The sequence below is a fragment of the Sinomonas sp. RB5 genome, from assembly GCF_054063535.1.
Window position 1 is genome coordinate 83,653 of the sequence record NZ_JBSSGJ010000010.1, and the last position, 24,803, is coordinate 108,455.

Here is a 24,803-nt window from a genome sequence, read left to right on the forward strand (position 1 = left end):
GCCGACGCGCCCGTGGCGGTGGCCGCATGAGCGCCCCCGGCACGGCCCGCGCAGCACGGCCGACCGACCTGGACATCATGGACGAGGCCCTCGCCCTGGCCGCCCGCGGCGTGCGCGGAGCCAACCCGCTCGTGGGCGCCATCGCCATCGGACCGGACGGCGACGTCCTCGCCAGGGGCTGGCACCGCGGTGCGGGAACCGCCCACGCCGAGGGGGATGCCATCGTCCAGGCGGCCCAGCGCGGCGTCGACCTCACGGGCTCGACGATGTACGTCACGCTCGAGCCGTGCAACCACACCGGACGGACCGGGCCCTGCGCCCAGGCGCTCATCGCGGCCGGCGTCGCACGCGTCGTCTACGCGATCGACGACCCCCACGACGTGGCGAGCGGTGGAGCCGCCACCCTCAGGGCGGCGGGCATCGACGTCGTCTCCGGGGTCAGGGCCGCTCAGGCCGCACAGCTCAACCGCAGGTGGCTGACCGCGGTGGCGGCGCGGCGGCCCTTCGTGACGCTCCACATGGCCCAGACGCTCGACTCCCGCATCGCGGCCGAGGACGGAACAAGCCAGTGGATCACGTGCGCCGAGTCCCTCGCTGACAACCACGCCCTCCGGGCGCGGATCGACGCCATCCTCGTCGGGAGCCAGACCGTCGCCGTCGACAATCCGCGCCTCACCGCCCGGGGCGAGGACGGATCGCCCTTGGCGCACCAGCCCCTCCGCGCCGTCATGGGGCTGACCCCGGTCCCCGAGGACGCCGCGGTCCGCGGCACCGACGGGCGGTTCGTCCACCTGCCCACCCAGGACCCCGCCGAGGCGCTCTCCGCCCTGTTCGCCCGCGGAGTCCGCCATCTGATGGTGGAGGGCGGCGCGCGCATCATCGCCGCCTTCCTCGCCGCCGGCCTCGTCGACGAGCTCATCGTCTACCAGGCCCCGACCATCCTCGGCTCGGGGAAGAACGCGGTCGCGGACCTCGGAATCCGCACCCTCGCCGATGCCCAGCACTGGGACTGGGACGAGTCCGACGGCGGGGCTGTCCGGCGCCTCGGCGCCGACCTCAGGCTCCATCTGGTCCCCGCCGCGACCGCCCCCGCACCCGAGAAGGAGATCCACTGATGTTCACAGGAATCATCGCCGAACGCGGCACCGTCGAGGACGTCCGCCGCTCGGGCGACAGCGCGGTCCTGACCCTCACCGCGCCCACCCTGGCCCGGGACCTGCCCCTCGGCGGCTCGATCGCCGTCGACGGATGCTGCCTCACGGCGGTCACGAACGACGGCACCCGCTTCGCGGTCGACGTCATGGGGGAGTCCCTCGCCCGCACCACGATCGGCGCCCTCGCCCCCGGGGACACGGTCAACCTCGAACGCTGCGTCCCCGCCGGCGGACGGCTCGACGGCCACGTCGTGCAGGGCCACGTGGACGGCGTCGGAACACTGCTCGAGCGCGAGCCGCTCGAGAACTGGAACCGGCTGCGGTTCGCCGTCCCCGCCGACCTCGCGCGGTATATCGCCGAGAAGGGCTCCATCGCCGTCGACGGCGTCTCCCTCACCGTGACCGCGGTGAGCGGCGCCGCGGAGCCCGACCCCTGGTTCGAGGTCGGGCTCATCCCGGCGACCCTCGCCGAGACAGGCCTCGGCGACAAGGCGGTCGGGGCGTCCGTGAACCTCGAGGTCGACGTCCTCGCCAAGTACACCGCGCGGCTCCTCGCCTTCGGGCACGCCGCCGCGGAGCAGCCCCGCACTACCGCAGAGGAGGCGCGGCCGTGACCCGCACCGTCAACGAGATCAAGCTCGAGCCCGTCCAGGCCGCCGTCGACGCGCTCCGCGCCGGCCGCCCCGTGCTCGTGGTCGACGACGAGAGCCGGGAGAACGAGGGCGACATCGTCTTCGCCGCCGAGCTTGCCACACCGGCGCTCATGGGCTGGACCATCCGCCATTCCTCCGGGGTCATCTGCGTTCCGCTCCCGGGAGAGACCGCGGACCGGCTGGCCCTGCCGCCCATGGTGGAGGACAACCAGGACGCCAAGGGCACCGCCTACACCGTCTCGTGCGACGTCCGGGCCGGGGTCGCCACGGGGATCAGCGCCACGGACCGGGCCCACACTGCCCTGGCACTTGCCGACCCGGCCGCCGGGCCGGCCGACTTCGCCCGCCCCGGGCATATATTCCCGCTCCGTGCAGTTGACGGTGGTGTACTGGTCCGTCCGGGCCACACGGAGGCGGCCGTCGACCTGTGCCGCCTCGCAGGCCTCGCCCCCGTCGGGGTGATCGCCGAGGTGGTCCACGACGATGGCGAAATGATGCGGCTGCCCGCCCTGCGGGCCTTCGCCGACGAACACGGGTGCCCGCTCATCTCGATCGAGGACCTTGCAGCCCACGTCGCCGCCCTCCGGGGCGCTCGAGGAGGAGACGGATGAGCAAGAACGCGTCGCACCACCCCGCGCAGCACGACGGCACCCCTCCCGTCACCGTGTCCGGGGGGCCCATCGTGAATCTGCCGACCGCGTTCGGCGAGTTCATCGCGCAGGCCTGGATTGACGAGGCGACCGGCGCCGAGCACCTCGCCGTCAGCTCCCCCGAGCCGCCGGCCCTTGGGTCGGCCCCGCTGGTGCGGCTCCACTCCGAGTGCCTCACGGGGGACGTGTTCGGGTCCTACCGCTGCGACTGCGGCGAGCAGCTGGCCTATGCCCTCGGCCTCATCAGGGCCCAGGGCGGCACGCTGCTCTACCTGCGTGGCCACGAGGGGCGTGGGATCGGCCTCGCCAACAAGATCAAGGCCTACGCGCTGCAGGAGGCCGGCTTCGACACTGTCGAGGCCAACGAGCAGCTCGGGCTGCCCGTGGACGCGCGTTCCTACACCGCGGCGGCGATGATCCTGGCCGAGATGGGCCTGACGAGCATCCGCCTGCTCAGCAACAACCCGGACAAGAAGAACCGCCTCGCCAAGGCGGGGGTGCACGTGGTGGAGATGGTGCCCACCGAGGTGCCCTCCCGTGCCGAGAACCTGCGCTACCTCAGGACCAAGAAGGAGCGCATGGACCACCTGCTCAGGCTCGACCTCGAGCACACGGGACTGCGCGTCAGCGGCGAGACCGACTGACCCGCGTCCGACCCCGCGGCCCCACGGGGCCACCACCGAACGCTTCGGCCACCGAAGCACCACCGACGAAGGAAGACCATCGCATGAGCGGCCACGGCGCCCCCACACTGTCCCTCGACAACCCCGACCTCGCCAGCCTCCGGCTCGCGGTCGTCGCTGCCAGCTGGCACACCCAGATCATGGACGGGCTCGTCGACGGCGCCCTGCGCGCCGCGGCCGAGGCGGGCATCACGGATCCCACCCTCGTGCGGGTTCCCGGAAGCTTCGAGCTCCCGGTCGCCGCGGCACGGCTCGCCGAGACGCACGACGCCGTCGTGGCCCTCGGCGTCGTGATCCGGGGCGGCACCCCGCACTTCGAGTACGTGTGCGAGGCGGCCACGGTCGGCCTGACGGACGTGAGCGTCCGCACCGGCGTCCCGGTCGGCTTCGGGGTGCTCACGTGCGACACCGAGGAGCAGGGCATCGCCCGCGCTGGCCTTCCGGGCTCGAGCGAGGACAAGGGCCACGAGGCCACGACCGCGGCGCTGCTGACCGCGGCCACGCTCCGCGCGCTCTAGGCGGATGCGCGGTCCTGCCGGCGTGTCGGATTCGTCACAGGCCGGCAGTCACAGACCCGGTGCCGGTGCGGGCGTCCTCCAGCTCTCCAGTAGGCTTGAGGCCGTGAAGGATTTCGAGACACTGTTCGCCGAGCTCAGCGAGAAGGCCGAGAAGCGCCCGGCCGGATCGCGCACCGTCGCCGAACTGGAGTCCGGAGTGCACGGCATCGGCAAGAAGATCGTCGAAGAGGCCGCCGAGGTGTGGATGGCCGCCGAGTACGAGACGGACGAGGAAGCCGCCGAGGAGATCTCGCAGCTGCTCTACCACCTCCAGGTGCTCATGCTGGCCAAGGGCCTGTCGCTGCAGGACGTCTACCGTCATCTGTAGCCGCGGCGCCTGCCCCCACGGCAGGCCGCCGCGGCTCCGGCCGCCCCGACACAAGCCCCACCTCCAGAAAGCCCTCCCATGCTCCGTGTAGCCGTCCCGAACAAGGGATCACTGTCCGAAGCCGCCTCGTCGATGCTCGCCGAGGCCGGCTACCGCCAGCGCCGCGAAGGCCGCGAACTGGTCATGGTCGACCCCGACAACGACATCGAGTTCTTCTTCCTGCGCCCGCGGGACATCGCGGTGTACGTGGGCCATGGCACCCTCGATGTCGGCATCACCGGGCGCGACCTGCTGCTGGACGCCGAGGTGGAGGCCGAGGAGCTGCTCGCCCTCGGCTTCGCCGCCTCGACGTTCCGGTTCGCCGGCCCCGTGGGCACGTTCTCGAGCCTCGCGGACCTCGAGGGCAAGCGCATCGCCACCAGCTACGACGGCCTCGTCCGCCGCTACCTCGGTGAGCGCGGCATTGCCGCAGCCCACGTGGTCCGCCTCGACGGCGCCGTCGAGTCCTCCGTCCGCCTCGGCGTCGCCGACGCGATCGCGGATGTCGTGGAGACGGGCAACACGCTCAAGGCCGCCGGGATGGAGGTCTTCGGCGAGCCCCTGCTGCAGTCTGAGGCGGTCCTGATCGGCCGCCCGGGGCGCAGCCTGCCGGCGATCGACGTGCTCATCCGCCGCCTCCAGGGGGTCCTCGTGGCGCGCCAGTACGTGCTCATGGACTACGACATCCGCAAGGACCTCGTCGAGAAGGCCGCCGCGCTCACCCCGGGGCTCGAGTCGCCGACCGTCTCACCGCTGCGCGACTCCGAATGGGTGGCCGTCCGCTCGATGGTGCCCAAGCGCGAGACGAACCGGATCATGGACGAGCTGTACGACCTGGGCGCCCGTGCCATCCTGGTCAGCAGCATCCACGCCTGCCGCATCTAGGGGAGGGACCGCCATGAGTGTTGCCGTCCGCGTCATCCCGTGCCTCGACGTCGACGCCGGCCGCGTCGTCAAGGGCGTGAACTTCCTCAACCTGCGCGACGCCGGTGACCCGGTCGAGCTCGCCCACCGCTACGACACCGCCGGCGCCGACGAGCTCACGTTCCTCGACGTCACGGCCTCCTCCGCCGACCGCCAGACGACGTTCGACGTCGTGCGGCGCACCGCGGAGGAAGTCTTCATCCCGCTCACCGTCGGGGGCGGCGTCAGGGGAGTGGCCGACGTCGACCGCCTCCTCCGCGAGGGAGCGGACAAGGCATCGATCAACACCGCGGCGATTGCCCGCCCCGACGTGATCGACGAGATCACCCGCCACTTCGGCTCCCAGGTCCTCGTGCTCTCGGTCGACGCCCGGCGCCTCCAGGGCGGCACCGTGACCCCGTCCGGCTTCGAGGTCACCACCCACGGCGGCCGGCGCGGCACGGGCATCGACGCGGTCGCCTGGGCCAAGGAGGCCGCGGACCGGGGCGTGGGGGAGATCCTGCTGAACTCGATCGACGCCGACGGCACCAAGGAGGGCTTCGACCTCGAGCTCATCCGCCTCATCCGGGCGGCCGTCAGGGTCCCGATCATCGCCTCCGGCGGGGCCGGCGCCCCGGAGCACTTCCCGCCGGCCATCGCCGCGGGCGCCGACGCGGTCCTGGCCGCGTCGATGTTCCACTTCGGCCCCGCGGACATGATCGGCCAGGTCAAGGCCGCGATCCGCGAGGCCGGCTACCCGGTCCGCTAGGAGGCGCTGACCTTCGCGGCCTCGCGCCACCCCTCCGCGAGGTATGCGGGAACCTCGGCCGGGTCGCCGTCGACGAGGGTCACGAGCCACTCCGCGCCCTCCAGGAAGGCCTCCTCGGCGAGGGCCGAGACCACCGCCGCGCCGAGCGCGCCATCGGCGTCGCCGGCAGCGAACTCGAACCCGCCGATGGCCGCCACGCCCTCGCCGAAGGCGATCAGCCCCTTCGCCGCCGGCCGGCCCCAGATGGTGAGCTCGACGGCGTCGTACTCGCCCAACGGCGCCTCGGAGAGGCCTCCTCCCTCCGGCAGCCTGGGCGGCTGCGGCACGTCTCCGGTGGCAATCGCCAGCAGTGTCGCGTCCGCGGGCCCGGCACCGCCGTGCGGCGCGAGCGCGCGGTCGTCGCCGAGCGCGGCAAACAGCGGTGCGACGGTGTCCCAGCGGAGCTCGAAGTCAGTCATGGCTCCATCCTGCCACCCAGCGGCGGCTCGCCGCCGAGGAGGGCCGGCGGAGGAGGATCAGTGGCCGATGTCGGCGCTGTCCAGCAGCGCGATCGCGTCCGGCTGGCCCTCGAAGGTCACCAGGGCCTGGGCGCGGCGCCCGAAGGCGTGCAGCAGCAGCTCGCCGGGGTCGCCGACGATCGCGACGGAGACGGGGGCACGCTTGGCCACGTGCCGCGGCCCCAGGGTGCTCACGAGCACGACCCCGAGGTCGACGCCGCGGTAGAGGAACGCGGCGCGCCGGACCACCTCGTCCCAGAGCGCGTCGGCGTACGCGCTGTCGAGCGAACGGGGCGCCCAGCGGTCCGTGGCGCGGCGCACGTCCTCGGTGTGCACGAAGAACTCGGCGAGGTTGGCGGCCTCGTCGAGCGGTGCGAGGCGCAGCGGCGAGAGGGCCGGGGGGCCGGCGCGGAAGTCCTCGACCAGGCGGGAGTAGGGGGCCGGGGAGGACAGGGTGGCGGCCAGCTTCTCCGTGACCAGGTCGGAGATCCTGGCCCGGGAGGTCAGGAGCAGGCCCAGGGCCACGCGGGGGCTGTGCTCCCGCAGGTACAGGTGGGCGGCGAGGTGGCGCGTTTTCCAGCCCTCGCAGAGCGTGGGCGCGTCGGGGCCGGCCGCGAGCAGTGTCTCGGCCAGGACTTCACGCGACGGGTCTACGAAGTGCATCACTGGCGAAACTAGCATGCGCGGGCGCGATGCGCCCGGCCGCGGGCGGGCGCGGGGCACCGCGGCGCCGGGCCGCCGTGCAGCCGACTAGACTTGAGAGGATGTCTGAAGAGAAGCCCCTGCCCGCCGACGCCCCTGCCAGCGCGCTTCCCGCGGCCGTCGCCGCCCGCCTGAAGAGGGACGACGCCGGCCTGGTCGCCGCCGTCATCCAGCAGCACGACACGCACGAGGTGCTCATGGTCGGCTGGATGGACGACGAGGCCCTGCACCGCACCCTCACCTCCGGCCGCGTGACCTTCTGGTCCCGTTCCCGGCAGGAATACTGGCGCAAGGGCGACACGTCCGGGCACGTCCAGTGGGTCAAGTCGGTCGACCTCGACTGCGACGGCGACGCACTCCTCGTCCGCGTCGACCAGGTGGGGGCGGCCTGCCACACGGGCACCCGCACCTGCTTCGACGGGCGGCGGCTCGACGCCGTCGTCGGCCCCGCCGCCTGACAGGCACCCCGGATCCCCTCGACCCCACGTTCCGAAAGCGAAGCCCGCACCCCATGAACGACCTCGGAGTGATCAGCCCCACGCTCGAAGAGTTCCGCGCCGTGGCGGCCCACCGCAGGGTGGTGCCCGTCCACCTGCGCGTCCTCGCCGACGCGGAGACCCCCATCAGCCTCTACCGCAAGCTCGCAGCCGGGCGTCCCGGGACGTTCCTGCTCGAGTCGGCGTCGGTGGGCGGCTCGTGGTCGCGCTACTCCTTCATCGGGGCGGCATCCCGGGCCACCCTCACGAGCCGGGGCGGCCAGGCGCACTGGATCGGTGAGCCCCCGGTCGGGGTCCCGACCACGGGGAATCCGCTCGAGGCCCTGCGCGAGACGGTCGCCGCGCTGCAGACCGAGCGCTTCGAGGGCCTGCCTCCGCTGACCTCCGGCATGGTCGGCTTCGTCGGCTGGGAGGCCGTGCGCCGCTGGGAGCGGCTCGTCTCCCCGCCCGAGGACGATCTCGACCTTCCCGAGCTCGCCATGAACCTCGTGACCGACCTCGTCGCGCACGACAACGTCGACGGGACCCTGACGATCGTGGCCAACGCGATCAACTTCGACAACAGCGACGAGCGCGTGGACGAGGCGTGGCACGACGCCGTCGCCCGGCTGCGGCGGATGCTCGCCGCCCTCGCCGAGCCGGCCGCTCCGGCCCTGAGCATCCTCGGCCCCAACGGCGACTACCAGGACAAGGTCATCCACCAGTGGGCCGAGCAGGGCTACCTGGACGCGATCGAGCGCGGCAAGCGGGCCATCTACGACGGCGAGGTCTTCCAGGTCGTCATCTCGCGCCGGTTCGAGCTCGAGTGCGACGCGGATCCCCTGGACGTCTACCGCGTGCTGCGCGCCACGAACCCGAGCCCGTACATGTACCTGCTCAGCCTCGAGGACGCCGAGGGTCGGGAGTACTCGATCGTCGGATCCTCGCCCGAGGCGCTCGTGACCGTCACGGGGGAGCAGGTCGTCACCCACCCGATCGCGGGATCCCGACCGCGCGGCGCCACGGTGGAGGCGGACAAGGCCCTCGCCGAGGAACTGCTCGCCGACGAGAAGGAGCGCGCCGAGCATCTCATGCTCGTCGACCTCGCGCGCAACGACCTCTCGAAGGTGTGCCGACCGGGGACCGTCGAGGTCAGCGAGTTCATGGAGGTCGAGCGGTTCAGCCACATCATGCACCTCGTCTCGACCGTGGACGGCAAGCTCCGCCCGGACGCCAGCGCGTACGACGTGCTGGCGGCGACCTTCCCTGCGGGAACCCTCTCCGGGGCGCCCAAGCCCCGCGCCCTGCGGCTCCTCGATGAGGTCGAGCCGGTGCGCCGCGGCGTCTACGGAGGGGTCGTGGGGTACTTCGACTTCGCGGGCGATCTGGACATGGCCATCGCGATCCGCACCGCGCTGCTGCGCGGCGGCCGGGCCTACGTGCAATCCGGCGGCGGGATCGTGGCCGACTCCGACCCCGCCGCCGAGGCCCAGGAATCGGTGAACAAGGCGGCCGCCCCGCTGCGCGCCGTCCACACCGCCTCAGCCCTGCGCCCCGCCCAGACGGCGGCCGGCGTCCCGGACGCCCGCCAGGCCTCCGCAGCGGCCGCCCAGGCGGGTGCCGCCCGTGGCTGAGACACCGGCGGCACCGCCCACGTCAGCGCCCCGGTGGGCGAGGAAGCCCATCGTGGTCGTCGTGGCACTCGCCTTCGCGCTCCTCGCCTTCGGCGCGACCACCCAGACGTGGGTCGACGCCGAGGTGCAGGGCTCGGCGGTGCGCACCGCACACCTGAGCGTGCAGGGAAGCAAGGCGGCGACGTCGGTGTCCGCCCTGGCCCTCGTGGGCCTCGCGGGAACGCTCGCGGCCGCCGTTGCGGGGCGGGTCGGCCGCGCGGTGGCGAGCGTCGTCGTGGTGCTCGCGGGGGTGGGCGTCGCCGCGGCCTGCGCTGCGGTCCTCGCCGATCCGCGGGGCGCCGCCGAGGGCTCGATCGCCCAGGCCACGGGCCTGGCCGGGTCCCAGGCCTCCGTGGCGCTCACCCCGTACCCGGCCCTCGCCGCGGCCGCCGGGACGCTCCTGGCGCTGTCCGGGGTGCTGCTCATCGTCGCGTCCCGCCACTGGGCGCTGCGCACACGATACGACGCCGGCCGGGCCGCCGCCGCGGGCACCGCGCCAGACGCCGGCGGCGCGGGCGCGGGACAGGCCGGGACCGACGGCGAAGGGCCGGCCGGAGCCGTCGACGGCATCGACGGATGGGACAGCCTCTCGCGCGGCGAGGACCCGACCGGCTGAGCCGCCCGTGGCGCCCGGGCGACGCCGAAGATGGCAGAATGGCCGTAGTACCGCAATGGAGGAGAAGAGATGAGCAACACGCACAGTTCGCAGGCCCGCGCCAACGAGGCCACGCCCAGCGAGGATCTCGGGCACGGCAACAGCCCCGCGGCCTGGACGTGCGTCTTCGTCATGATGATCGGGTCGATCATCTCGTGCATCGGCTTCGTCATCGCGAGCAACCCGGTGTTCTGGGGCGGCGTCGTGGTCATCGCGATCGGCCTCATCGTCGGCTGGGCCATGCGCAAGGCGGGCTACGGGGTCGGCGGCAGCAAGCTCAAGAACCAGCACTGATGCCCACGGTCCTCGACGACATCATCGTCGGCGTCCGCGAGGACCTCGCCGAGCGGGTCCGGCAGGTCCCGGGCGCCCAGATCGAGGCGGCCGCCGCCGCGCGCCCTGCGGCGCTCGACGCGTGGGCCGCGCTCGGCGGCGGGCTGCCGGCGGGGGAGCTGCGCGTCATCGCCGAGGTGAAGCGCAAGAGCCCGTCCAAGGGCGCCCTCGCGGAGATCGCCGACCCTGCGGCCCTCGCGGTCCAGTACGAGCACGGCGGCGCCTCGGTGATCAGCGTCCTGACCGAGCAGCGCCGTTTCAACGGCAGCCTCGCTGACCTCGACGCAGTCCGGGCCGCAGTCACGATCCCCGTGCTCCGCAAGGACTTCACGGTCGACGAGTACCAGATCCACGAGGCCCGCGCCCACGGGGCCGACCTCGTGCTCCTCATCGTCGCGGCGCTCGACGACGCGCGCCTGCGCGGCCTGCTCGAGCTCACCCATGACCTCGGCATGAATGCCCTCGTGGAGACCCACACCGAAGAGGAGATCGACCGCGCGGCGGCCGTGGGGGCCCGCATCGTGGGCGTCAACGTCCGCAACCTCAAGACCCTCGACGTCGACCGGGCCGTCTTCGGACGGCTCGCCGGCCGGCTCCCGGAGGGCGCGATCGCGGTCGCCGAGTCCGGGGTGCAGGGTCCGGAGGACATCGCGTACTACGCGGGCCTGGGCGCCGGGGCCGTGCTCGTGGGCGAGGCCCTCGTGACGCACGGCGACCCCCTGACGCGGATCCGGGACTTCAAGCGGGCCGGGGCGGAGGCCATCGCCGGACGCCACGCGGCGCAGCAGGAGACAGCGCACTAGGAGACACGGCGCAGCCACGGCGGGCGCCGGAAGGAAGGTAGGACTGGTGGGCGAGACCATGCCAGCAGGCAGCCCCGGCAGCGGGGACCACACGACGAGTACCGGGGCCGAGGCGGCCATGGCAGAGGAATTCCTCTCCGGCAGCCTGCGCCACGCCCCGGGGCCGTACTTCGGATCCTACGGCGGCCGATGGATGCCCGAATCGCTCATCGCCGCGCTCGACGAGCTGGACGACACGTTCGAGAAGGCGAAGGCGGACCCGGAGTTCCTGGCCCAGATCGCCGACCTGAACCGCAACTACTCGGGCCGCCCGTCCCTCCTGACGGAGGCCAAGCGGTTCTCCGAGCACGCCGGTGGGGTCCGGATCTTCCTCAAGCGGGAGGACCTGAACCACACCGGCTCGCACAAGATCAACAACGTCCTCGGGCAGGCCCTCCTGGCCAAGCGCATGGGCAAGACCCGCCTCATCGCCGAGACGGGCGCCGGCCAGCACGGCGTTGCGAGCGCCACCGCGGCGGCCCTGCTGGGCATGGAGTGCGTCGTGTACATGGGCGCCGAGGACTGCCGGCGCCAGGCCCTCAATGTGGCCAGGATGCAGCTCCTGGGTGCCGAGGTCGTGCCCGTCACGAACGGCTCGCAGACGCTCAAGGACGCCATCAATGACGCCCTGCGCGACTGGGTGGCCAACGTCCAGACCACCCATTACCTCCTCGGCACCGCCGCGGGCGCCCACCCGTTCCCGGCCATGGTGCGCTTCTTCCACGAGGTGATCGGCGAGGAGGCCCGCGAGCAGATCCTCGCGCAGACCGGACGGCTCCCGGACGCCGTCTGCGCGTGCGTGGGCGGCGGATCGAACGCGATCGGCATCTTCCATGGGTTCCTCGATGACCCCTCGGTGAGGCTGTACGGCCTCGAGGCCGGCGGCCGCGGCGTCCAGACCGGACACCACGCGGCCACCATCACGCTCGGGCGCCCCGGCGTGCTCCACGGCGCCCGCACGTACCTCATGCAGGACGAGGACGGCCAGACGGTCGAGTCGGAGTCGATCTCGGCGGGCCTCGACTACCCCGGCGTCGGCCCTGAGCACTCCTACCTGCACGACATCGGACGGGTCACCTACGAGCCGATCACGGACGCGGAGGCGATGGACGCCTTCAGGCTCCTGTGCCGCACGGAGGGCATCATCCCCGCGATCGAGTCCTCCCACGCCCTCGCGGGGGCCATCAAGGTCGGGCAGCGCCTGGCCGAGGAAGGCGGCGACCCGCACGAGCGGATCGTGATCGTCAACCTGTCCGGCCGCGGCGACAAGGACGTGCAGACGGCCGCCGAGTGGTTCGGCATGCTCGACGAGAACGGGCAGGTCAAGGGCACCACCCTGTCGACGCGTCGGCCCAAGGGGACCGTCGCGCACGCAGGAGAGGACGCCGTCGGCGACACCGACGACCAGGACGAGACCGAGGAGGGCATCGCGTGAGCAAGGTCGCCGACGCCATCGACAAGGCCAAGGCCGAGGGCCGTGCCGCGCTCGTCGGGTACCTCCCCGCCGGGTATCCGACCGTCCAGGGGAGCATCGACGCGGCGATTGCCCTCGCCCGCAACGGCGCGGACATCATCGAGATCGGCATCCCCTACTCGGATCCGGTCATGGACGGCAGCGTGATCCAGGCCGCCACCACCGAGGCGCTGGCCAACGGCTTCCACGTCTCGAGCGTCTTCGAGGTGGTGAAGGCCGTCACGGACGCCACCGCGGACCTGGGGACCGCCGTCCTCGTGATGACCTACTGGAACCCGGTCATGCGCCTGGGCGTCGCCGAGTTCGCCCGCCGGCTGGCCGAGGCCGGGGGATCGGGCCTCATCACGCCCGACCTCGTCCCCGACGAGGCCGCCGAGTGGTTCGAGGCCTCCGACGAGTACGGCCTCGACCGGGTCTTCCTCGTGGCGCCGTCCACGAGCCCCGAGCGCATGGCCAAGACCGTCGCCGCAACGCGCGGCTTCACCTACGCCGTCTCCCTCATGGGAGTCACGGGTGCCCGCACCGCCGTCGACTCGGCCGCGCGCGCCGTGGTCGACGCGGCCCGGGCCGCCGGGGCTCCCCGGGTGTGCGTCGGCCTGGGCGTCTCCACCGCGGAGCACGTGCGGGAGATCGGCGCGTACGCCGACGGCGTCATCGTCGGCACCGCGATCGTCAGCGCCCTGCGCGAGGGCGGCCCGGACGCCGTCGGCCGCCTCGCCGCAGAACTGAGCCAAGGCCTGGCCCGCACGGCGGCCCAGGCCTGAGCGGACGCGGCCGGCCCCGTAACGCGGGCCGGCCGCGCGCGTCATCTTCCGTCCGGCATCCGGACGATCCCGTCTCGGCATACGGCAGCGTGGTAGTCTTGCGGCTAGTCGAGACGGCTCCAACGCTCGGCGGCCCGCACCTGAGGCCGCCCGCGAGTCCTGCGGCAGCCGACCGGCCGACTGGCAGGGGGTGCCGCGGCCGCTCCATACCGGGCCACCGCCCGGGCGGCTCGTCCCCCACAATGACGTGGGCCAACCGATCCTCCCGCCACGCGCAGGGGGGACGCCAGCGTATTGCCGTGCGACCGGCGGGCCGTTTCGCCCCGTACGGGCCGGCCATACAATTCCAGTAATCAGCGCCTTGCTGTGCCCTCAACGCGGCCAGCATTGCGGGGCCAACGTTGTCCCCTGTCGCGAATCGACCAGGAGGAAGGACGTTACGTCATGACTCACCCGACCCACGGCGCCGCAGCGCAGGAGTCCGAGAGGGTTCTCTCGCCCTTCGACCGCTTCGCTGCAATGCCTCCCTCCTCGGGGCTGTACAGCGCCGATGCCGAGAAGGACGCCTGCGGCCTCGCGATCGTCGCGACGCTGCGCGGGGAGGCCGGCCATGACATCGTCGACGCCGCCCTGCACGCGCTGCGCGCGCTCGAGCACCGCGGCGCCGTCGGAGCCGACGAGGGCACGGGCGACGGCGCAGGCCTCCTGAGCCAGATTCCCGACGAGTTCTTCCGGGCCGTCGTCGACTTCGAGCTGCCGGCTGCCGGCCAGTACGCCGTCGGCATCGCCTTCCTCCCGACCGAGGACCGCGAGGCGGCGACCGCGCGCGCCGGCATCGAGTCGCTCGCGGAGGCCGAGGGCCTCACCGTCCTCGGCTGGCGCAGCGTCCCCGTGGTCGGCGAGCTGGTCGGCGCCATGGCCCGTGCGTGCATGCCGCGGTTCGAGCAGCCGTTCCTCGCCTCGGCCACCGGCGAGCAGCTCGGCCGCAACGACCTCGACGCCCGCGCCTGGCGCATCCGCAAGCGGGCCCAGAACAAGTACGGGGTGTACTTCCCTTCGCTGTCCTCGCGCACCATCGTGTACAAGGGCATGCTTACCACCGCGCAGCTCGAGCCGTTCTACCCGGATCTGTCCGACCAGCGCTTCGCGACCAAGCTCGCGATCGTGCACTCGCGGTTCTCCACCAACACGTTCCCCTCCTGGCCGCTCGCCCAGCCCTTCCGCACGATCGCGCACAACGGCGAGATCAACACGGTCAAGGGCAACCGGAACTGGATGCGCGCGCGCCAGTCCCAGCTCAGCAGCCCCCTGCTGGGCGACGTGCCCGAGGAGCTGTTCCCGATCTGCACCCCGGGAGCCTCCGACTCGGCGTCGTTCGACGAGGTCGCGGAGCTCCTGTGGCTCTCCGGCCGGCCGATCACGCACTCGATCATGATGATGATCCCCGAGGCGTGGGAGAACCACGTCTCCATGGATCCCGCCCGCCGCGCGTTCTACGAGTACCACTCGCTCCTCATGGAGCCGTGGGACGGACCCGCCGCGGTGTCCTTCACCGACGGCACCCTCGTGGGCGCCACCCTCGACCGCAACGGCCTGCGCCCGTGCCGCTACTGGGTCACCGAGGACGGCCTCGTCGTCTTCGCCTCGGAGGTCGGCGTGGTCGACGTCGAGCCTGCCAACGTGGTCAAGAAGGGCCGCGTCTCGCCGGGCAAGATGTTCGTGGTCGACACGGAGGCCGGGCGGATCATCGACGACGAGGAGGTCAAGGCCGAGATCGCCGGGACCAACCCGTGGGCGGAGTGGCTCAAGGGCAACGTGATCCGCCTCGACGAGCTCCCCGAGCGCGAGCACGTGGTCCACACCCCGCAGTCGGTCAACGTCCGCCAGCGCACCTTCGGCTACACCCAGGAGGAGCTGCGCATCCTCGTCGGGCCGATGGCCCGCACGGGCGCCGAGCCGATCGGCGCCATGGGCACCGACACCCCGGTGGCCGTCCTCTCGAAGCGGCCCCGCCTCCTGTTCGACTACTTCGTGCAGTCGTTCGCCCAGGTGACGAACCCGCCGCTGGACGCCATCCGCGAGGAACTCGTGACGAGCCTCAACGGGGCCATCGGCCCCAATGGCAACCTTCTGGGCACCGGCCGCGTCAAGGAGCGGCAGGTGGTCCTGCCGTTCCCCGTGATCAACAACGACCAGCTCGCGAAGATCGCCAACATGGTCTCCGAGACCGGCGAGAACGCGGGGGACCGCATCGCGATCAAGATCCGCGGGCTGTACCGGCCCGACGGCGGCGAGGCCGCGCTGCGCGCCCGCCTCACCGAGATCTGCGAGCAGGTCTCCGGCGCGATCAACCGCGGCGTGCAGTACGTGGTCCTCTCGGACCGGGACTCGAACGCGCAGTGGGCCCCGATCCCGTCGCTCCTGCTCCTCTCCGCGGTCCACCATCACCTGCTCCGCAGCGCCAACCGCACCAAGACGGCCCTCGTGGTCGAGGCGGGCGACGTCCGCGAGGTGCACCACGTCGCGGTCCTCCTCGGCTACGGCGCGTCCGCGGTCAACCCCTACCTCGCGATGGAGAGCGTAGAGGAGCTCATCCGCTGCGGCGAGCTCCCGGGCGTGAGCGCCGAGGACGGCGTCTACAACCTCATCAAGGGCCTCGGCAAGGGCGTCCTGAAGATCATGTCCAAGATGGGCATCTCGACGGTCGCCTCGTACTGCGGCGCCCAGACGTTCGAGGCGCTGGGCCTGTCCCAGGACCTCGTCGACGAGTTCTTCGCAGGCACCCACAGCCAGCTGGGCGGCGTCGGCCTCGACGTCATCGCCGCCGAGGTCGCGGCGCGCCACGAGATGGCCTACCCGTCCTCCGGCATCGAGCAGCCGCACCGGCCGCTCCTGGGCGGCGGCGAGTACCAGTGGCGCCGTGACGGCGAGCCGCACCTGTTCAACCCCGAGACCGTCTTCCGGCTCCAGCACTCGACCCGCGAACGCCGCTACGACGTGTTCAAGGCCTACACCGAGGGCGTCGACGACCAGTCGCGCAACCTCATGACCCTGCGCGGCCTCATGCGGTTCAAGGAGGGCCTGCGCCCGCCGGTGCCGATCGAGGAGGTCGAGGCGGTCTCTTCGATCGTGAAGCGGTTCTCCACGGGCGCGATGAGCTACGGCTCGATCTCCAAGGAGGCCCACGAGACGCTCGCGATCGCGATGAACCGGCTGGGCGGCAAGTCCAACACCGGCGAGGGCGGCGAGGACGTCGACCGCCTGCTCGACCCCGAGCGCCGGTCGGCCATCAAGCAGGTCGCGTCGGGCCGCTTCGGCGTGACGAGCCTCTACCTCACCAACGCCGACGACATCCAGATCAAGATGGCCCAGGGCGCCAAGCCCGGCGAGGGCGGCCAGCTCATGGCGCAGAAGGTCTACCCGTGGGTGGCCCGCACGCGCCACTCGACCCCGGGCGTGGCCCTCATCTCGCCGCCGCCGCACCACGACATCTACTCGATCGAGGACCTCGCCCAGCTCATCTACGACTGCAAGCGCGCCAACCCGGGCGCCCGCGTGCACGTCAAGCTCGTCTCCGAGGTGGGCATCGGCACGGTTGCCGCGGGCGTGACCAAGGCGAAGGCCGACGTAGTGCTCGTCTCCGGGCACGACGGCGGGACCGGCGCCTCGCCGCTGAACTCGCTCAAGCACGCGGGCGTCCCGTGGGAGCTCGGCCTCGCCGAGACCCAGCAGACGCTCATGCTCAACGGGCTCCGGGACCGGGTCGTCGTCCAGGTCGACGGGCAGCTCAAGACCGGCCGCGACGTCGTCATCGCCGCCCTCCTGGGCGCCGAGGAGTTCGGCTTCGCGACCACCGCGCTGGTGGTCTCCGGCTGCGTCATGATGCGCGTCTGCCACCTGGACACCTGCCCGGTGGGCGTCGCGACCCAGAACCCCGAGCTGCGCGCGCGCTTCACCGGCAAGCCGGAGTTCGTGGTCAACTTCTTCGAGTTCATCGCCGAGGAGATCCGCGAGATCCTCGCCCGCCTGGGCTTCCGCTCGATCGAGGAGGCCATCGGCCACTCCGAGTTCCTCGAGGCGAAGGACGCGATCGACCACTGGAAGGCCGAGGGCCTCGACCTGACGCCGATCCTTGCCGGGCTCGACTTCGACGAGGACGCGCCGCTGCGGAACACGACCGGCCAGAACCACGAGCTCGAGAAGCACTTCGACGTGAGGCTCATCGAGCTCGCGGGCGAGGCGCTCTCGGACCGGACTCCGGTCAAGATCAGCCTGCCCGTGGTCAACACGGACCGGTCGGTCGGGACCATGCTCGGCCACCGCGTCACGAAGACGTTCGGCATCGAGACCCTCGGTACCGACACGATCGACATCACGCTCACGGGCACGGCGGGCCAGTCCCTCGGCGCGTTCCTGCCGGCGGGCATCACGCTGCGCCTCTTCGGCGACTCGAACGACTACGTCGGCAAGGGCCTCTCCGGGGGCCGGATCATCGTCCGCCCCGATCGCACCAACGTGTTCCCCGCGGAGCACAACGTGATCGCGGGCAACGTGATCGGGTACGGCGCCACGGGCGGCGAGCTGTTCCTGCGCGGACAGGTCGGCGAGCGGTTCCTCGTGCGCAACTCGGGCGCGACGGCGGTCGTCGAGGGCATCGGCGACCACGGCTGCGAGTACATGACCGGAGGCCAGGCGCTCATCCTCGGCCGCACGGGGCGGAACTTCGGCGCCGGCATGTCCGGCGGCACGGCCTTCGTGCTCGACCTCAAGCCGAGCCGCGTGAACAAGCAGGCCCTGGACTCGGGCGACCTGCAGCTGATCGAGCTCGACGACGAGGACCGCGACATCGTGCGCAACCTGCTCGTCAAGCACATCGAGGAGACCGACTCCGCCCACGCCCAGCGGCTCCTCGACAATTTCGACGACACCGCGGCCAGGATCACCAAGGTCCTCCCGCGCGACTATGCAGCGGTGCTGCAGACCCGTCTGGCCGCCCTCGAAGAGGGCCTGGACCCGGACGGCGAAGAAGTTTGGTCTCGCATCCTGGAGGTGACCGGTGGCTGACCCACGCGGATTCATGAAAGTGCGCCAGCGTGAAACGCAGCAGCGGCGCCCCGTCCCGGTCCGCATCATGGACTGGAAGGAAGTGTACGAGGCCCGGCAGGAGGGCCCTGTCCTCCGCCGCCAGGCGTCGCGCTGCATGGACTGCGGCGTGCCGTTCTGCCACCACGGCTGCCCGCTCGGGAACCTCATCCCCGAGTGGAACGATCTCACCCGCCGCGGCGAGGGCCAGGACGCCTCGGAGCGGCTGCACGCGACGAACAACTTCCCCGAGTTCACCGGCAGGCTGTGCCCCGCCCCCTGCGAGAGCGCCTGCGTGCTCGGCATCAACCAGCCGGCGGTGACCATCAAGCAGATCGAGGTCTCGATCGCCGAGGAGGCGTTCGACGCCGGCTGGGTCGAGCCGCTCCCGCCGGCGCGCCTCACGGGCAAGACCGTCGCGGTCGTCGGCTCCGGGCCGGCCGGCCTCGCCGCCGCGCAGCAGCTCACCCGGATCGGCCACACGGTCGCCGTCTACGAGCGGGACGACCGGATCGGCGGCCTCCTGCGCTACGGCATCCCGGACTTCAAGATGGAGAAGGACGTGATCGACCGCCGCCTTGCACAGATGCAGGCGGAGGGGACCCGTTTCCGGACGGGCGTGGAAGTGGGCAAGGACGTCAGCTGGGACCAGCTGCGCAGGCGGTACGACGCGGTCGTCATCGCGACCGGCGCGACCGTGCCGCGCGACCTGCCGATCCCCGGGCGCCACCTCGACGGTGTCCACTACGCGATGGACTACCTCGTGCAGTCCAACCGCGCTGTCGCCGGGGACACCGTGCCGGGCCAGATCGACGCGCGCGGGAAGCACGTGGTCATCCTCGGCGGCGGCGACACCGGCGCCGACTGCATCGGCACGGCCCACCGCCAGCAGGCCGCCTCGGTGACGACGCTCGCCATCGGCAAGCAGCCCCCGGCCGAGCGCCCCGCGCACCAGCCCTGGCCGATGTTCCCGACCCTTTTCGAGGTCGCCACGGCCCACGAGGAAGGCGGCGAGCGGACCTACCTCGCCTCGACCGTCGAGTTCGTGGGGGAGAACGGCCGGCTCGCCGGCATCAAGGTCGCTGAGACCGAGTACGTCGACGGCCGGCGCCTGCCCAAGGCCGGGACCGAGCGGATCATCCCCGCCGATCTCGTCCTCCTCGCGCTCGGCTTCACCGGCGCCGAGCCTGCCGGCATCGCCGAGCAGGTCGAGGCCGGCTTCGACGACCGTGGGAACGTCTCCCGTGACGCCGACTACATGACGGAGGTGCCCGGCATCTTCGTGGCGGGCGACGCCGGCCGCGGCCAGTCGCTCATCGTCTGGGCCATCGCGGAGGGCCGCGCCGCCGCGGCCGCCGTGGACCGCCACCTCATGGGCTCGACCATCCTGCCGGCGCCCGTCGCGCCGTCCGATCGGGCCATCACGGTCCTGTGAGGTGCGGGGCTCCCGGCCCCCGGCCGGGAACCCCGCACCTCCCCAGCTGTTCACATCCCCAGCAACCGCTGTCCACCGGACAAGACCTAGGGTAGGTATATGAGACGCGCGAAGATCGTGGCCACGTTCGGACCGGCCATCTCCAGCTACGAGAACACCGTCGCCGTGATCAGGGCGGGCGTGGACGTGGCCCGCATGAACATGAGCCACGGCGACCACTCGGTCCACGACAAGACCTACGAGACGGTGCGCAAGGCCGCGGCGGACCTCGGCAAGGCCGTGGGCATCATGGCGGACCTCCAGGGCCCCAAGATCCGACTGGGCCGCTTCGTGGACGGCCCGCACGAGCTGGCCGTGGGCGACGTCTTCACCATCACGACCGAGGACGTGCCGGGCACCAAGGACATCTGCTCGACGACGCTGAAGAGCCTGACGGAGGACGTGAAGGTCGGCGATGCCCTCCTGATCGACGACGGCAAGGTCGCCCTGCGCGCCACGGCGGTCGACGACGTCAAGGTCGTCACCGAGGTGACAGTCGGGGGGACGGTGTCCAACAACAAGGGCATCAACCTCCCCGGCGTGGCCGTGAACGTGCCGGCGCTGAGCGAGAAGGACGAGACCGACCTGCGGTGGGCGCTCAAGCGGGGCGTTGACTTCGTGGCGCTCTCGTTCGTGCGGGACGCCCGCGACGTCGAGCGCGTGCACGCGATCATGGACGAGGAGGGCCGCAGGGTCCCGGTCATCGCCAAGATCGAGAAGCCCCAGGCCGTCGAGCAGCTGCACGAGATCATCGACGCGTTCGACGCGATCATGGTGGCCCGCGGCGACCTGGGCGTCGAGCTCCCGCTCGAGCAGGTCCCGCTCGTGCAGAAGCGCGCGATCGAGCTGGCCCGCCGTTGGGCCAAGCCCGTCATCGTCGCGACCCAGGTCCTCGAGTCCATGATCGAGAACCCGCGCCCGACCCGGGCCGAGGCCTCGGACTGCGCCAACGCCGTCCTCGACGGTGCCGACGCGGTCATGCTCTCGGGCGAGACCAGCGTGGGCGCCTACCCGGTCGAGACCGTCCAGACGATGGCGAAGATCATCGAATCGACCGAGGAGCACGGCCTCGAGCGGGTTCCCCCGCTGGGCTCGCAGCCCAAGACGCGCGGCGGTGCGATCACGCGGGCCGCGGTGGCGATCGCTGACCAGCTGGACGCGAGGTACATCTGCACCTTCACGCAGACGGGCGACTCCGCCCGACGCCTCAGCCGCCTGCGCCCGCAGAAGCCCGTCTTCGCGTTCACGCCGCTGACCTCGACGCTGAACACCCTCAGCCTGTGCTGGGGCATCCAGCCCCGCATGGTCGACTTCGCCGCGCACACGGACCAGATGATCGCCCAGGTCGACGAGTACCTCCTCCGGGCGGGCCTCGCCGAGCTCAACGACATCGTGGTGGTCGCGGCCGGCTCCCCGCCCGGGGTGGCCGGCTCGACCAATATGCTCCGGGTGCACAAGGTGGGCGACGTCGCCGACGCCGGCCAGGCCTTCGACGGCACTCCGGCGCCTGTCCGGGAGCAGGTCGGCCCCTGGCCGCTGCCCACCGAGCCCCGCCGCGAGAAGCTCTAGGCGCGCAGGCTCCAGACGCCACGAGGGCGGCACCCGGAACGGGTGCCGCCCTCGTGCTGTGCCGGCCGCCGGTAGCCGGCGCGGGTCAGCTGACCTGGTTGATGATGGTCTCCGAGACCTCGCGCATGCTCAGGCGGCGGTCCATGGAGGTCTTCTGGATCCACCGGAACGCCTCGGGCTCCGTCAGGCCCATCTTCGTGATGAGGAGGCTCTTGGCCCGCTCCACGAGCTTGCGCGTGGCGAACTGCTCCTTGAGGTCGGTGACCTCGGACTCGAGCGCCTTGATCTCCTCGTGGCGCGAGAGGGCAATCTCCAGGGCCGGCACGAGGTCGTTGGGCGTGAACGGCTTGACGACGTAGGCCATGGCGCCCGCGTCCCGCGCGCGCTCCACGAGTTCCTTCTGGCTGAACGCCGTCAGCAGCACCACGGGGGCGATGCGGGCCGTCACGATCTTCTCCGCGGCGGTGATCCCGTCCATGACCGGCATCTTCACGTCCATGAGGACGAGATCGGGCTTGAGCTCCTCGGCAAGCTCCACGGCGCGCTCCCCGTTGTCGGCCTCGGCGACCACGTCGTAGCCCTCCCCGCGGAGGATCTCGATGATGTCGAGGCGGATGAGCGTCTCATCCTCGGCCACGACGACACGGCGGGCGGGGGCTGCGGCGGTCGCCTTCTCGGCGGCCGGTGCCGGCTGGGGGGTCTTGTCTGACACGCTGGCTCCTTGGGGGCAGACGGATGTTCCTGCCTCAGATCCTACCGGGTACAGTGGACGGGCAGGCCATGGGGAGGCCTTGGGCCCGAGTGGCGGAATTGGCAGACGCGCCGCCCTCAAAATGCGGTATCGGAAGGTGTGTGGGTTCGAGTCCCACCTCGGGCACCCGGGCGCCGGGCGCCCCGGCACAGTCGGGGCGCCCGGCGCTGTATAGGATGGTCCGGAGCGATTCCCGCCGCCCGTCAACAGACCTGTGCCGAACTTCGGATGAACAGCTGGTGGCCGGGGGATCGCGCATCAGCCTCACCACAACCTGAGGGGACGACGGGTGGACATCACCACCATGATCGTGCTGGTCATCGCACTGGCGCTCTTCTTCGACTTCACGAACGGCTTCCACGACACCGCCAATGCGATGGCGACCCCCATTGCGACCGGGGCGATCACCCCGCGCAAGGCGGTTGCCCTCGCCGCGGTGCTGAACCTCGTGGGGGCCTTCCTGTCCACCGAGGTCGCCAAGACCATCTCCGGCGGCCTCATCCGCGAGGGCGCCGACGGCGTGCACATCACCCCGGAGATCATCTTCGCCGGCCTGATCGGCGCGGTGCTCTGGAACATGTTCACGTGGCTGCGCGGCCTGCCCTCGAGCTCGTCGCACGCGCTCTTCGGCGGCCTGATCGGCGCCGCCGTCGTGGGCATCGGGCTCTACTCCGTGAACTTCGGCACGGTGTTCTCCAAGGTGATCCTCCCCGCCGTCGCCGCGCCGCTGATCGCCGGCGCCTCGGCGTGGCTGTGCACCCGCATCGCCTACGCGGTGACGGCAAGACGGGACAGCGAGACGGGGGAGAAGCTCAAGCAGGGCCGGGGAGGCTTCCGCGTCGGCCAGATCTTCACCTCGAGCCTCGTCGCCCTCTCGCACGGCACCAACGACGCCCAGAAGACCATGGGCATCCTCACGCTCGTCCTCATCGCCGGCGGGCTGCAGAAGCCGGGGACCGGCCCGCAGGCGTGGGTGATCGTGGCCTGCGCCGCGGCCATCGCCATCGGGACCTACGCGGGCGGCTGGCGCATCATCAGGACGGTCGGAACCGGCCTGACGGAGGTGCGCCCGGCCCAGGGGTTCTCGTCCGAGTCCAGCACGGCCGCCGCCATCATGGCCTCGTCGCACCTCGGATTCGCGCTGTCCACGACCCAGGTGACGAGCGGAGCGGTCATCGGGTCCGGGCTCGGGCGCCGGGGAACCTCCGTGAAGTGGGGCACCGCAGGCCGGATCGCCCTCGGCTGGGTCCTCACGCTCCCCGCCGCCGCCGTGGTCGGTGCAGCCGCCGCGCTGCTCATGGGCCTCGGGGCGCCAGGCGTGATCCTCGTCGTCGTGGTGGGCATCGCCGCGATCGCCTGGATGTTCTACCTCAACAACCGCCAGCGTGTGGGCCACCACAACGTCGTCGAGGTCGAGGAGGCGGGCGACGCCGTGAACTTCCCGCGCAAGCGCAAGCGCCGTCAGAAGGGGGAAGCCCGGTGATCGACTGGGGAGCCTTCATCGTGGTCGCGATCGCGACCATCCTCGGCGCGGGCAGCATCGTGCTGTTCTTCTCGCTCGCGATCCGCCTCGGGAGCGAGGCGCGGGACCCCGAGCGGCAGCGGATCAGGGCCCTGCTCCGGACCGGATCGGGCGTGAGCTACGCGCTGGCCGGAGCCGCGGTGGTCTACGGCGTGTACCTCGTCATCCCATACTTCCACTAGGTCCCCTGGGGCGGCGGGCCCGCCCCAGGGGCGCCCGTGGGGGGCATCAGGCCGAGTCGCCGCCCTCGGGCAGGCCGGAGGCGTCCGCGTCGGACTCCGAGGAGAACGACTCGCGGTTCCCATGGTCCTCGGTGTTGCCCTCGTCGAGGTCGGCGTCCGTGGAGGGGGCCTCCTCCGGCTCCGCCAGGTCCGCCTGCGGCTCCTCGCGGGGCTCGGAGCCGCCCTGATCCTGGGCGTCCCTGACTGCGGTGTCCTGCTCCTGCTCGTTCGGGGCCGACCCCTGCGTGGCGGCGCCCCCGGTCGGGGCTCCCTGGGGCATCTCCTCCTCGGCGGTCGGGCTGCCGTAGCCCCCCTCCTGCGGGGCGCGGTCGGCGGACGGGCTGCTGGCGTTCTGGTTCTCGGCATCCATGGCCCCGACGCTAGCGCCGCCCGCAGGCCACGTCCACGCGCCGCGGCGGGTTCTGGGAAAGCCGCCGCCCCGTGGCTAGGCTGGGCGCCATGGCTGACTTCGTCTACTTCGTGGGGAGCAGCCTCGACGGCTACATCGCCCAGGACAACGGCGGGCTCGACTGGCTCGAGAGGTTCAACGACGTCGAGGGCCTGGGGGAGTCGTACAAGGCGTTCGAGGCCGGCGTCGGCTGCGTCGTGATGGGCGGCGAGACGTACGAGTGGATCCGGGCGCACCAGCCGGGCGCGTGGCCGTACACCGTGCCCTGCTGGGTCTTCACGCACCACGAGCTCGGCACGGACGACGGCGCCGACGTGGTCCTCGTGCGCGGGGACGTAGTCACCTTCGAGGACGAGCTCCGCCGGGATGCCGGCGAGAAGGACGTCTACATCGTCGGCGGAGGCGCCCTCGCCGGGGAGTTCCTCGCGGCCGAGCTCATCGACCGGATCGTCCTCACGATCGTCCCCGTGGCCCTCGGCGGCGGAGTGCCCCTGTTCGGCGGCACCCCCCTCGGCGTGCCCGCAGGGTTCACGCTCGAGGGCCTGACCGAACGGAGCGGGACCGTCGAGCTGCGCTACGCGCGGGCCTGACCGGCTGCGCTACGGGCGGGACCGTCGGGCTGC

Annotated in this window: 25 protein-coding genes and 1 tRNA gene; 22 read left to right on the forward strand and 4 right to left on the reverse strand. The window is 71.9% G+C overall.

All coding sequences use genetic code 11. From position 1 onward, the window contains the following. The first annotated feature begins 26 nt into the window (after nt 1–26). The 8 genes from ribD to hisF all read left to right on the forward strand — a co-directional run bounded on the left by ribD (nt 27) and on the right by hisF (nt 5,736). The gene (gene ribD, locus ACVWWH_RS12895; RefSeq protein WP_457316841.1) at nt 27–1,115 is read left to right on the forward strand and encodes a bifunctional diaminohydroxyphosphoribosylaminopyrimidine deaminase/5-amino-6-(5-phosphoribosylamino)uracil reductase RibD; all 1,089 of its coding nucleotides are present in this window, start codon (nt 27–29) and stop codon (nt 1,113–1,115) included. Continuing rightward, on the forward strand, nt 1,115–1,768 hold the full coding sequence (locus tag ACVWWH_RS12900) for a riboflavin synthase (RefSeq protein WP_457316842.1): 654 nt from the start codon (nt 1,115–1,117) through the stop codon (nt 1,766–1,768). Before ribD ends, ACVWWH_RS12900 begins: the two co-directional genes overlap by 1 nt. After that, nucleotides 1,765–2,418, forward strand: a complete 654-nt coding sequence (ribB, locus tag ACVWWH_RS12905) for a 3,4-dihydroxy-2-butanone-4-phosphate synthase (RefSeq protein ID WP_457316843.1) — start codon at nt 1,765–1,767, stop codon at nt 2,416–2,418. The genes ACVWWH_RS12900 and ribB overlap by 4 nt, the downstream gene beginning before the upstream one ends. Continuing rightward, nucleotides 2,415–3,101, forward strand: a complete 687-nt coding sequence (gene ribA / locus ACVWWH_RS12910) for a GTP cyclohydrolase II (RefSeq protein WP_457316844.1) — start codon at nt 2,415–2,417, stop codon at nt 3,099–3,101. Before ribB ends, ribA begins: the two co-directional genes overlap by 4 nt. An 83-nt stretch (nt 3,102–3,184) precedes the next feature. Further along, nucleotides 3,185–3,658 carry a 6,7-dimethyl-8-ribityllumazine synthase gene (gene ribH / locus ACVWWH_RS12915; RefSeq protein ID WP_066497577.1) on the forward strand — a complete coding sequence of 158 codons (474 nt, stop codon included), beginning with the start codon at nt 3,185–3,187 and terminating at the stop codon, nt 3,656–3,658. A 103-nt stretch (nt 3,659–3,761) separates the two neighbouring features. After that, the gene (locus ACVWWH_RS12920; protein WP_066497578.1) at nt 3,762–4,025 is read left to right on the forward strand and encodes a phosphoribosyl-ATP diphosphatase; all 264 of its coding nucleotides are present in this window, start codon (nt 3,762–3,764) and stop codon (nt 4,023–4,025) included. A 78-nt stretch (nt 4,026–4,103) separates the two neighbouring features. Beyond that, a complete protein-coding gene (gene hisG, locus ACVWWH_RS12925) occupies nt 4,104–4,949 on the forward strand; it encodes an ATP phosphoribosyltransferase (RefSeq protein ID WP_066497585.1) in 846 nt (281 codons plus the stop codon). A 13-nt stretch (nt 4,950–4,962) separates the two neighbouring features. Next, nucleotides 4,963–5,736, forward strand: coding sequence for an imidazole glycerol phosphate synthase subunit HisF (hisF, locus tag ACVWWH_RS12930; protein ID WP_457316845.1), 774 nt, complete (start codon nt 4,963–4,965; stop codon nt 5,734–5,736). Here the strand turns inward: hisF and ACVWWH_RS12935 are convergent. Next, nucleotides 5,733–6,194, reverse strand: coding sequence for a hypothetical protein (locus tag ACVWWH_RS12935; protein ID WP_457316846.1), 462 nt, complete (start codon nt 6,192–6,194; stop codon nt 5,733–5,735). The two genes, hisF and ACVWWH_RS12935, sit on opposite strands and share 4 nt — an antisense overlap. Nucleotides 6,195–6,251: 57 nt before the next feature. Beyond that, nucleotides 6,252–6,896: a TIGR03085 family metal-binding protein gene (locus tag ACVWWH_RS12940; RefSeq protein ID WP_457316847.1), complete on the reverse strand. Its 645-nt coding sequence runs from the start codon at nt 6,894–6,896 to the stop codon at nt 6,252–6,254. Nucleotides 6,897–6,997: 101 nt separating this feature from the next. On the opposite strand from ACVWWH_RS12940, the gene hisI reads away from it, so the two are divergent. The 10 genes from hisI (at nt 6,998) to pyk (ending at nt 21,277) form a co-directional block, all read left to right on the forward strand. Beyond that, the gene (gene hisI / locus ACVWWH_RS12945; protein ID WP_066497590.1) at nt 6,998–7,393 is read left to right on the forward strand and encodes a phosphoribosyl-AMP cyclohydrolase; all 396 of its coding nucleotides are present in this window, start codon (nt 6,998–7,000) and stop codon (nt 7,391–7,393) included. 53 nt (nt 7,394–7,446) lie between these two features. Further along, complete coding sequence (locus tag ACVWWH_RS12950) at nt 7,447–9,045, forward strand: anthranilate synthase component I (RefSeq protein WP_066497591.1); 1,599 nt, start codon at nt 7,447–7,449, stop codon at nt 9,043–9,045. A gap of 52 nt (nt 9,046–9,097) precedes the next feature. After that, nucleotides 9,098–9,700 (forward strand): Trp biosynthesis-associated membrane protein, encoded by a 603-nt coding sequence (locus ACVWWH_RS12955; RefSeq protein WP_244932790.1) that lies wholly within the window; start codon nt 9,098–9,100, stop codon nt 9,698–9,700. 69 nt (nt 9,701–9,769) lie between these two features. Continuing rightward, a complete protein-coding gene (locus tag ACVWWH_RS12960; RefSeq protein ID WP_066497593.1) occupies nt 9,770–10,033 on the forward strand; it encodes an HGxxPAAW family protein in 264 nt (87 codons plus the stop codon). Continuing rightward, nucleotides 10,033–10,875: an indole-3-glycerol phosphate synthase TrpC gene (trpC, locus tag ACVWWH_RS12965; RefSeq protein WP_457316848.1), complete on the forward strand. Its 843-nt coding sequence runs from the start codon at nt 10,033–10,035 to the stop codon at nt 10,873–10,875. The genes ACVWWH_RS12960 and trpC overlap by 1 nt, the downstream gene beginning before the upstream one ends. A 118-nt stretch (nt 10,876–10,993) precedes the next feature. Further along, the gene (gene trpB, locus ACVWWH_RS12970) at nt 10,994–12,349 is read left to right on the forward strand and encodes a tryptophan synthase subunit beta (protein WP_457316873.1); all 1,356 of its coding nucleotides are present in this window, start codon (nt 10,994–10,996) and stop codon (nt 12,347–12,349) included. Continuing rightward, entirely contained in the window at nt 12,346–13,152 is an 807-nt protein-coding gene (trpA, locus tag ACVWWH_RS12975; RefSeq protein WP_457316849.1) for a tryptophan synthase subunit alpha, read from the forward strand. Before trpB ends, trpA begins: the two co-directional genes overlap by 4 nt. 444 nt (nt 13,153–13,596) lie before the next feature. Further along, nucleotides 13,597–18,216 (forward strand): glutamate synthase large subunit, encoded by a 4,620-nt coding sequence (gene gltB, locus ACVWWH_RS12980; RefSeq protein WP_457316850.1) that lies wholly within the window; start codon nt 13,597–13,599, stop codon nt 18,214–18,216. Continuing rightward, entirely contained in the window at nt 18,209–19,669 is a 1,461-nt protein-coding gene (locus tag ACVWWH_RS12985; protein ID WP_457316851.1) for a glutamate synthase subunit beta, read from the forward strand. The genes gltB and ACVWWH_RS12985 overlap by 8 nt, the downstream gene beginning before the upstream one ends. A gap of 99 nt (nt 19,670–19,768) precedes the next feature. Further along, on the forward strand, nt 19,769–21,277 hold the full coding sequence (gene pyk, locus ACVWWH_RS12990; RefSeq protein WP_066497599.1) for a pyruvate kinase: 1,509 nt from the start codon (nt 19,769–19,771) through the stop codon (nt 21,275–21,277). 85 nt (nt 21,278–21,362) lie between these two features. Here the strand turns inward: pyk and ACVWWH_RS12995 are convergent, their stop codons facing one another. After that, nucleotides 21,363–21,989 carry an ANTAR domain-containing response regulator gene (locus ACVWWH_RS12995; RefSeq protein WP_457316852.1) on the reverse strand — a complete coding sequence of 209 codons (627 nt, stop codon included), beginning with the start codon at nt 21,987–21,989 and terminating at the stop codon, nt 21,363–21,365. A gap of 83 nt (nt 21,990–22,072) precedes the next feature. Here ACVWWH_RS12995 and ACVWWH_RS13000 point away from each other — a divergent pair. From ACVWWH_RS13000 to ACVWWH_RS13010, 3 genes are all read left to right on the forward strand, one after another. After that, nucleotides 22,073–22,154: transfer RNA gene (locus ACVWWH_RS13000), tRNA-Leu, on the forward strand. Between the two features lie 163 nt (nt 22,155–22,317). Beyond that, complete coding sequence (locus tag ACVWWH_RS13005) at nt 22,318–23,511, forward strand: anion permease (RefSeq protein WP_457316853.1); 1,194 nt, start codon at nt 22,318–22,320, stop codon at nt 23,509–23,511. Further along, nucleotides 23,508–23,732 (forward strand): hypothetical protein, encoded by a 225-nt coding sequence (locus ACVWWH_RS13010; protein WP_066497603.1) that lies wholly within the window; start codon nt 23,508–23,510, stop codon nt 23,730–23,732. The genes ACVWWH_RS13005 and ACVWWH_RS13010 overlap by 4 nt, the downstream gene beginning before the upstream one ends. A 46-nt stretch (nt 23,733–23,778) precedes the next feature. Here the strand turns inward: ACVWWH_RS13010 and ACVWWH_RS13015 are convergent, their stop codons facing one another. After that, nucleotides 23,779–24,141, reverse strand: a complete 363-nt coding sequence (locus tag ACVWWH_RS13015) for a hypothetical protein (RefSeq protein ID WP_457316854.1) — start codon at nt 24,139–24,141, stop codon at nt 23,779–23,781. Nucleotides 24,142–24,230: 89 nt separating this feature from the next. On the opposite strand from ACVWWH_RS13015, the gene ACVWWH_RS13020 reads away from it, so the two are divergent. Then, nucleotides 24,231–24,770 carry a dihydrofolate reductase family protein gene (locus ACVWWH_RS13020; RefSeq protein ID WP_066497605.1) on the forward strand — a complete coding sequence of 180 codons (540 nt, stop codon included), beginning with the start codon at nt 24,231–24,233 and terminating at the stop codon, nt 24,768–24,770. The last annotated feature ends 33 nt before the right edge of the window (nt 24,771–24,803 follow it).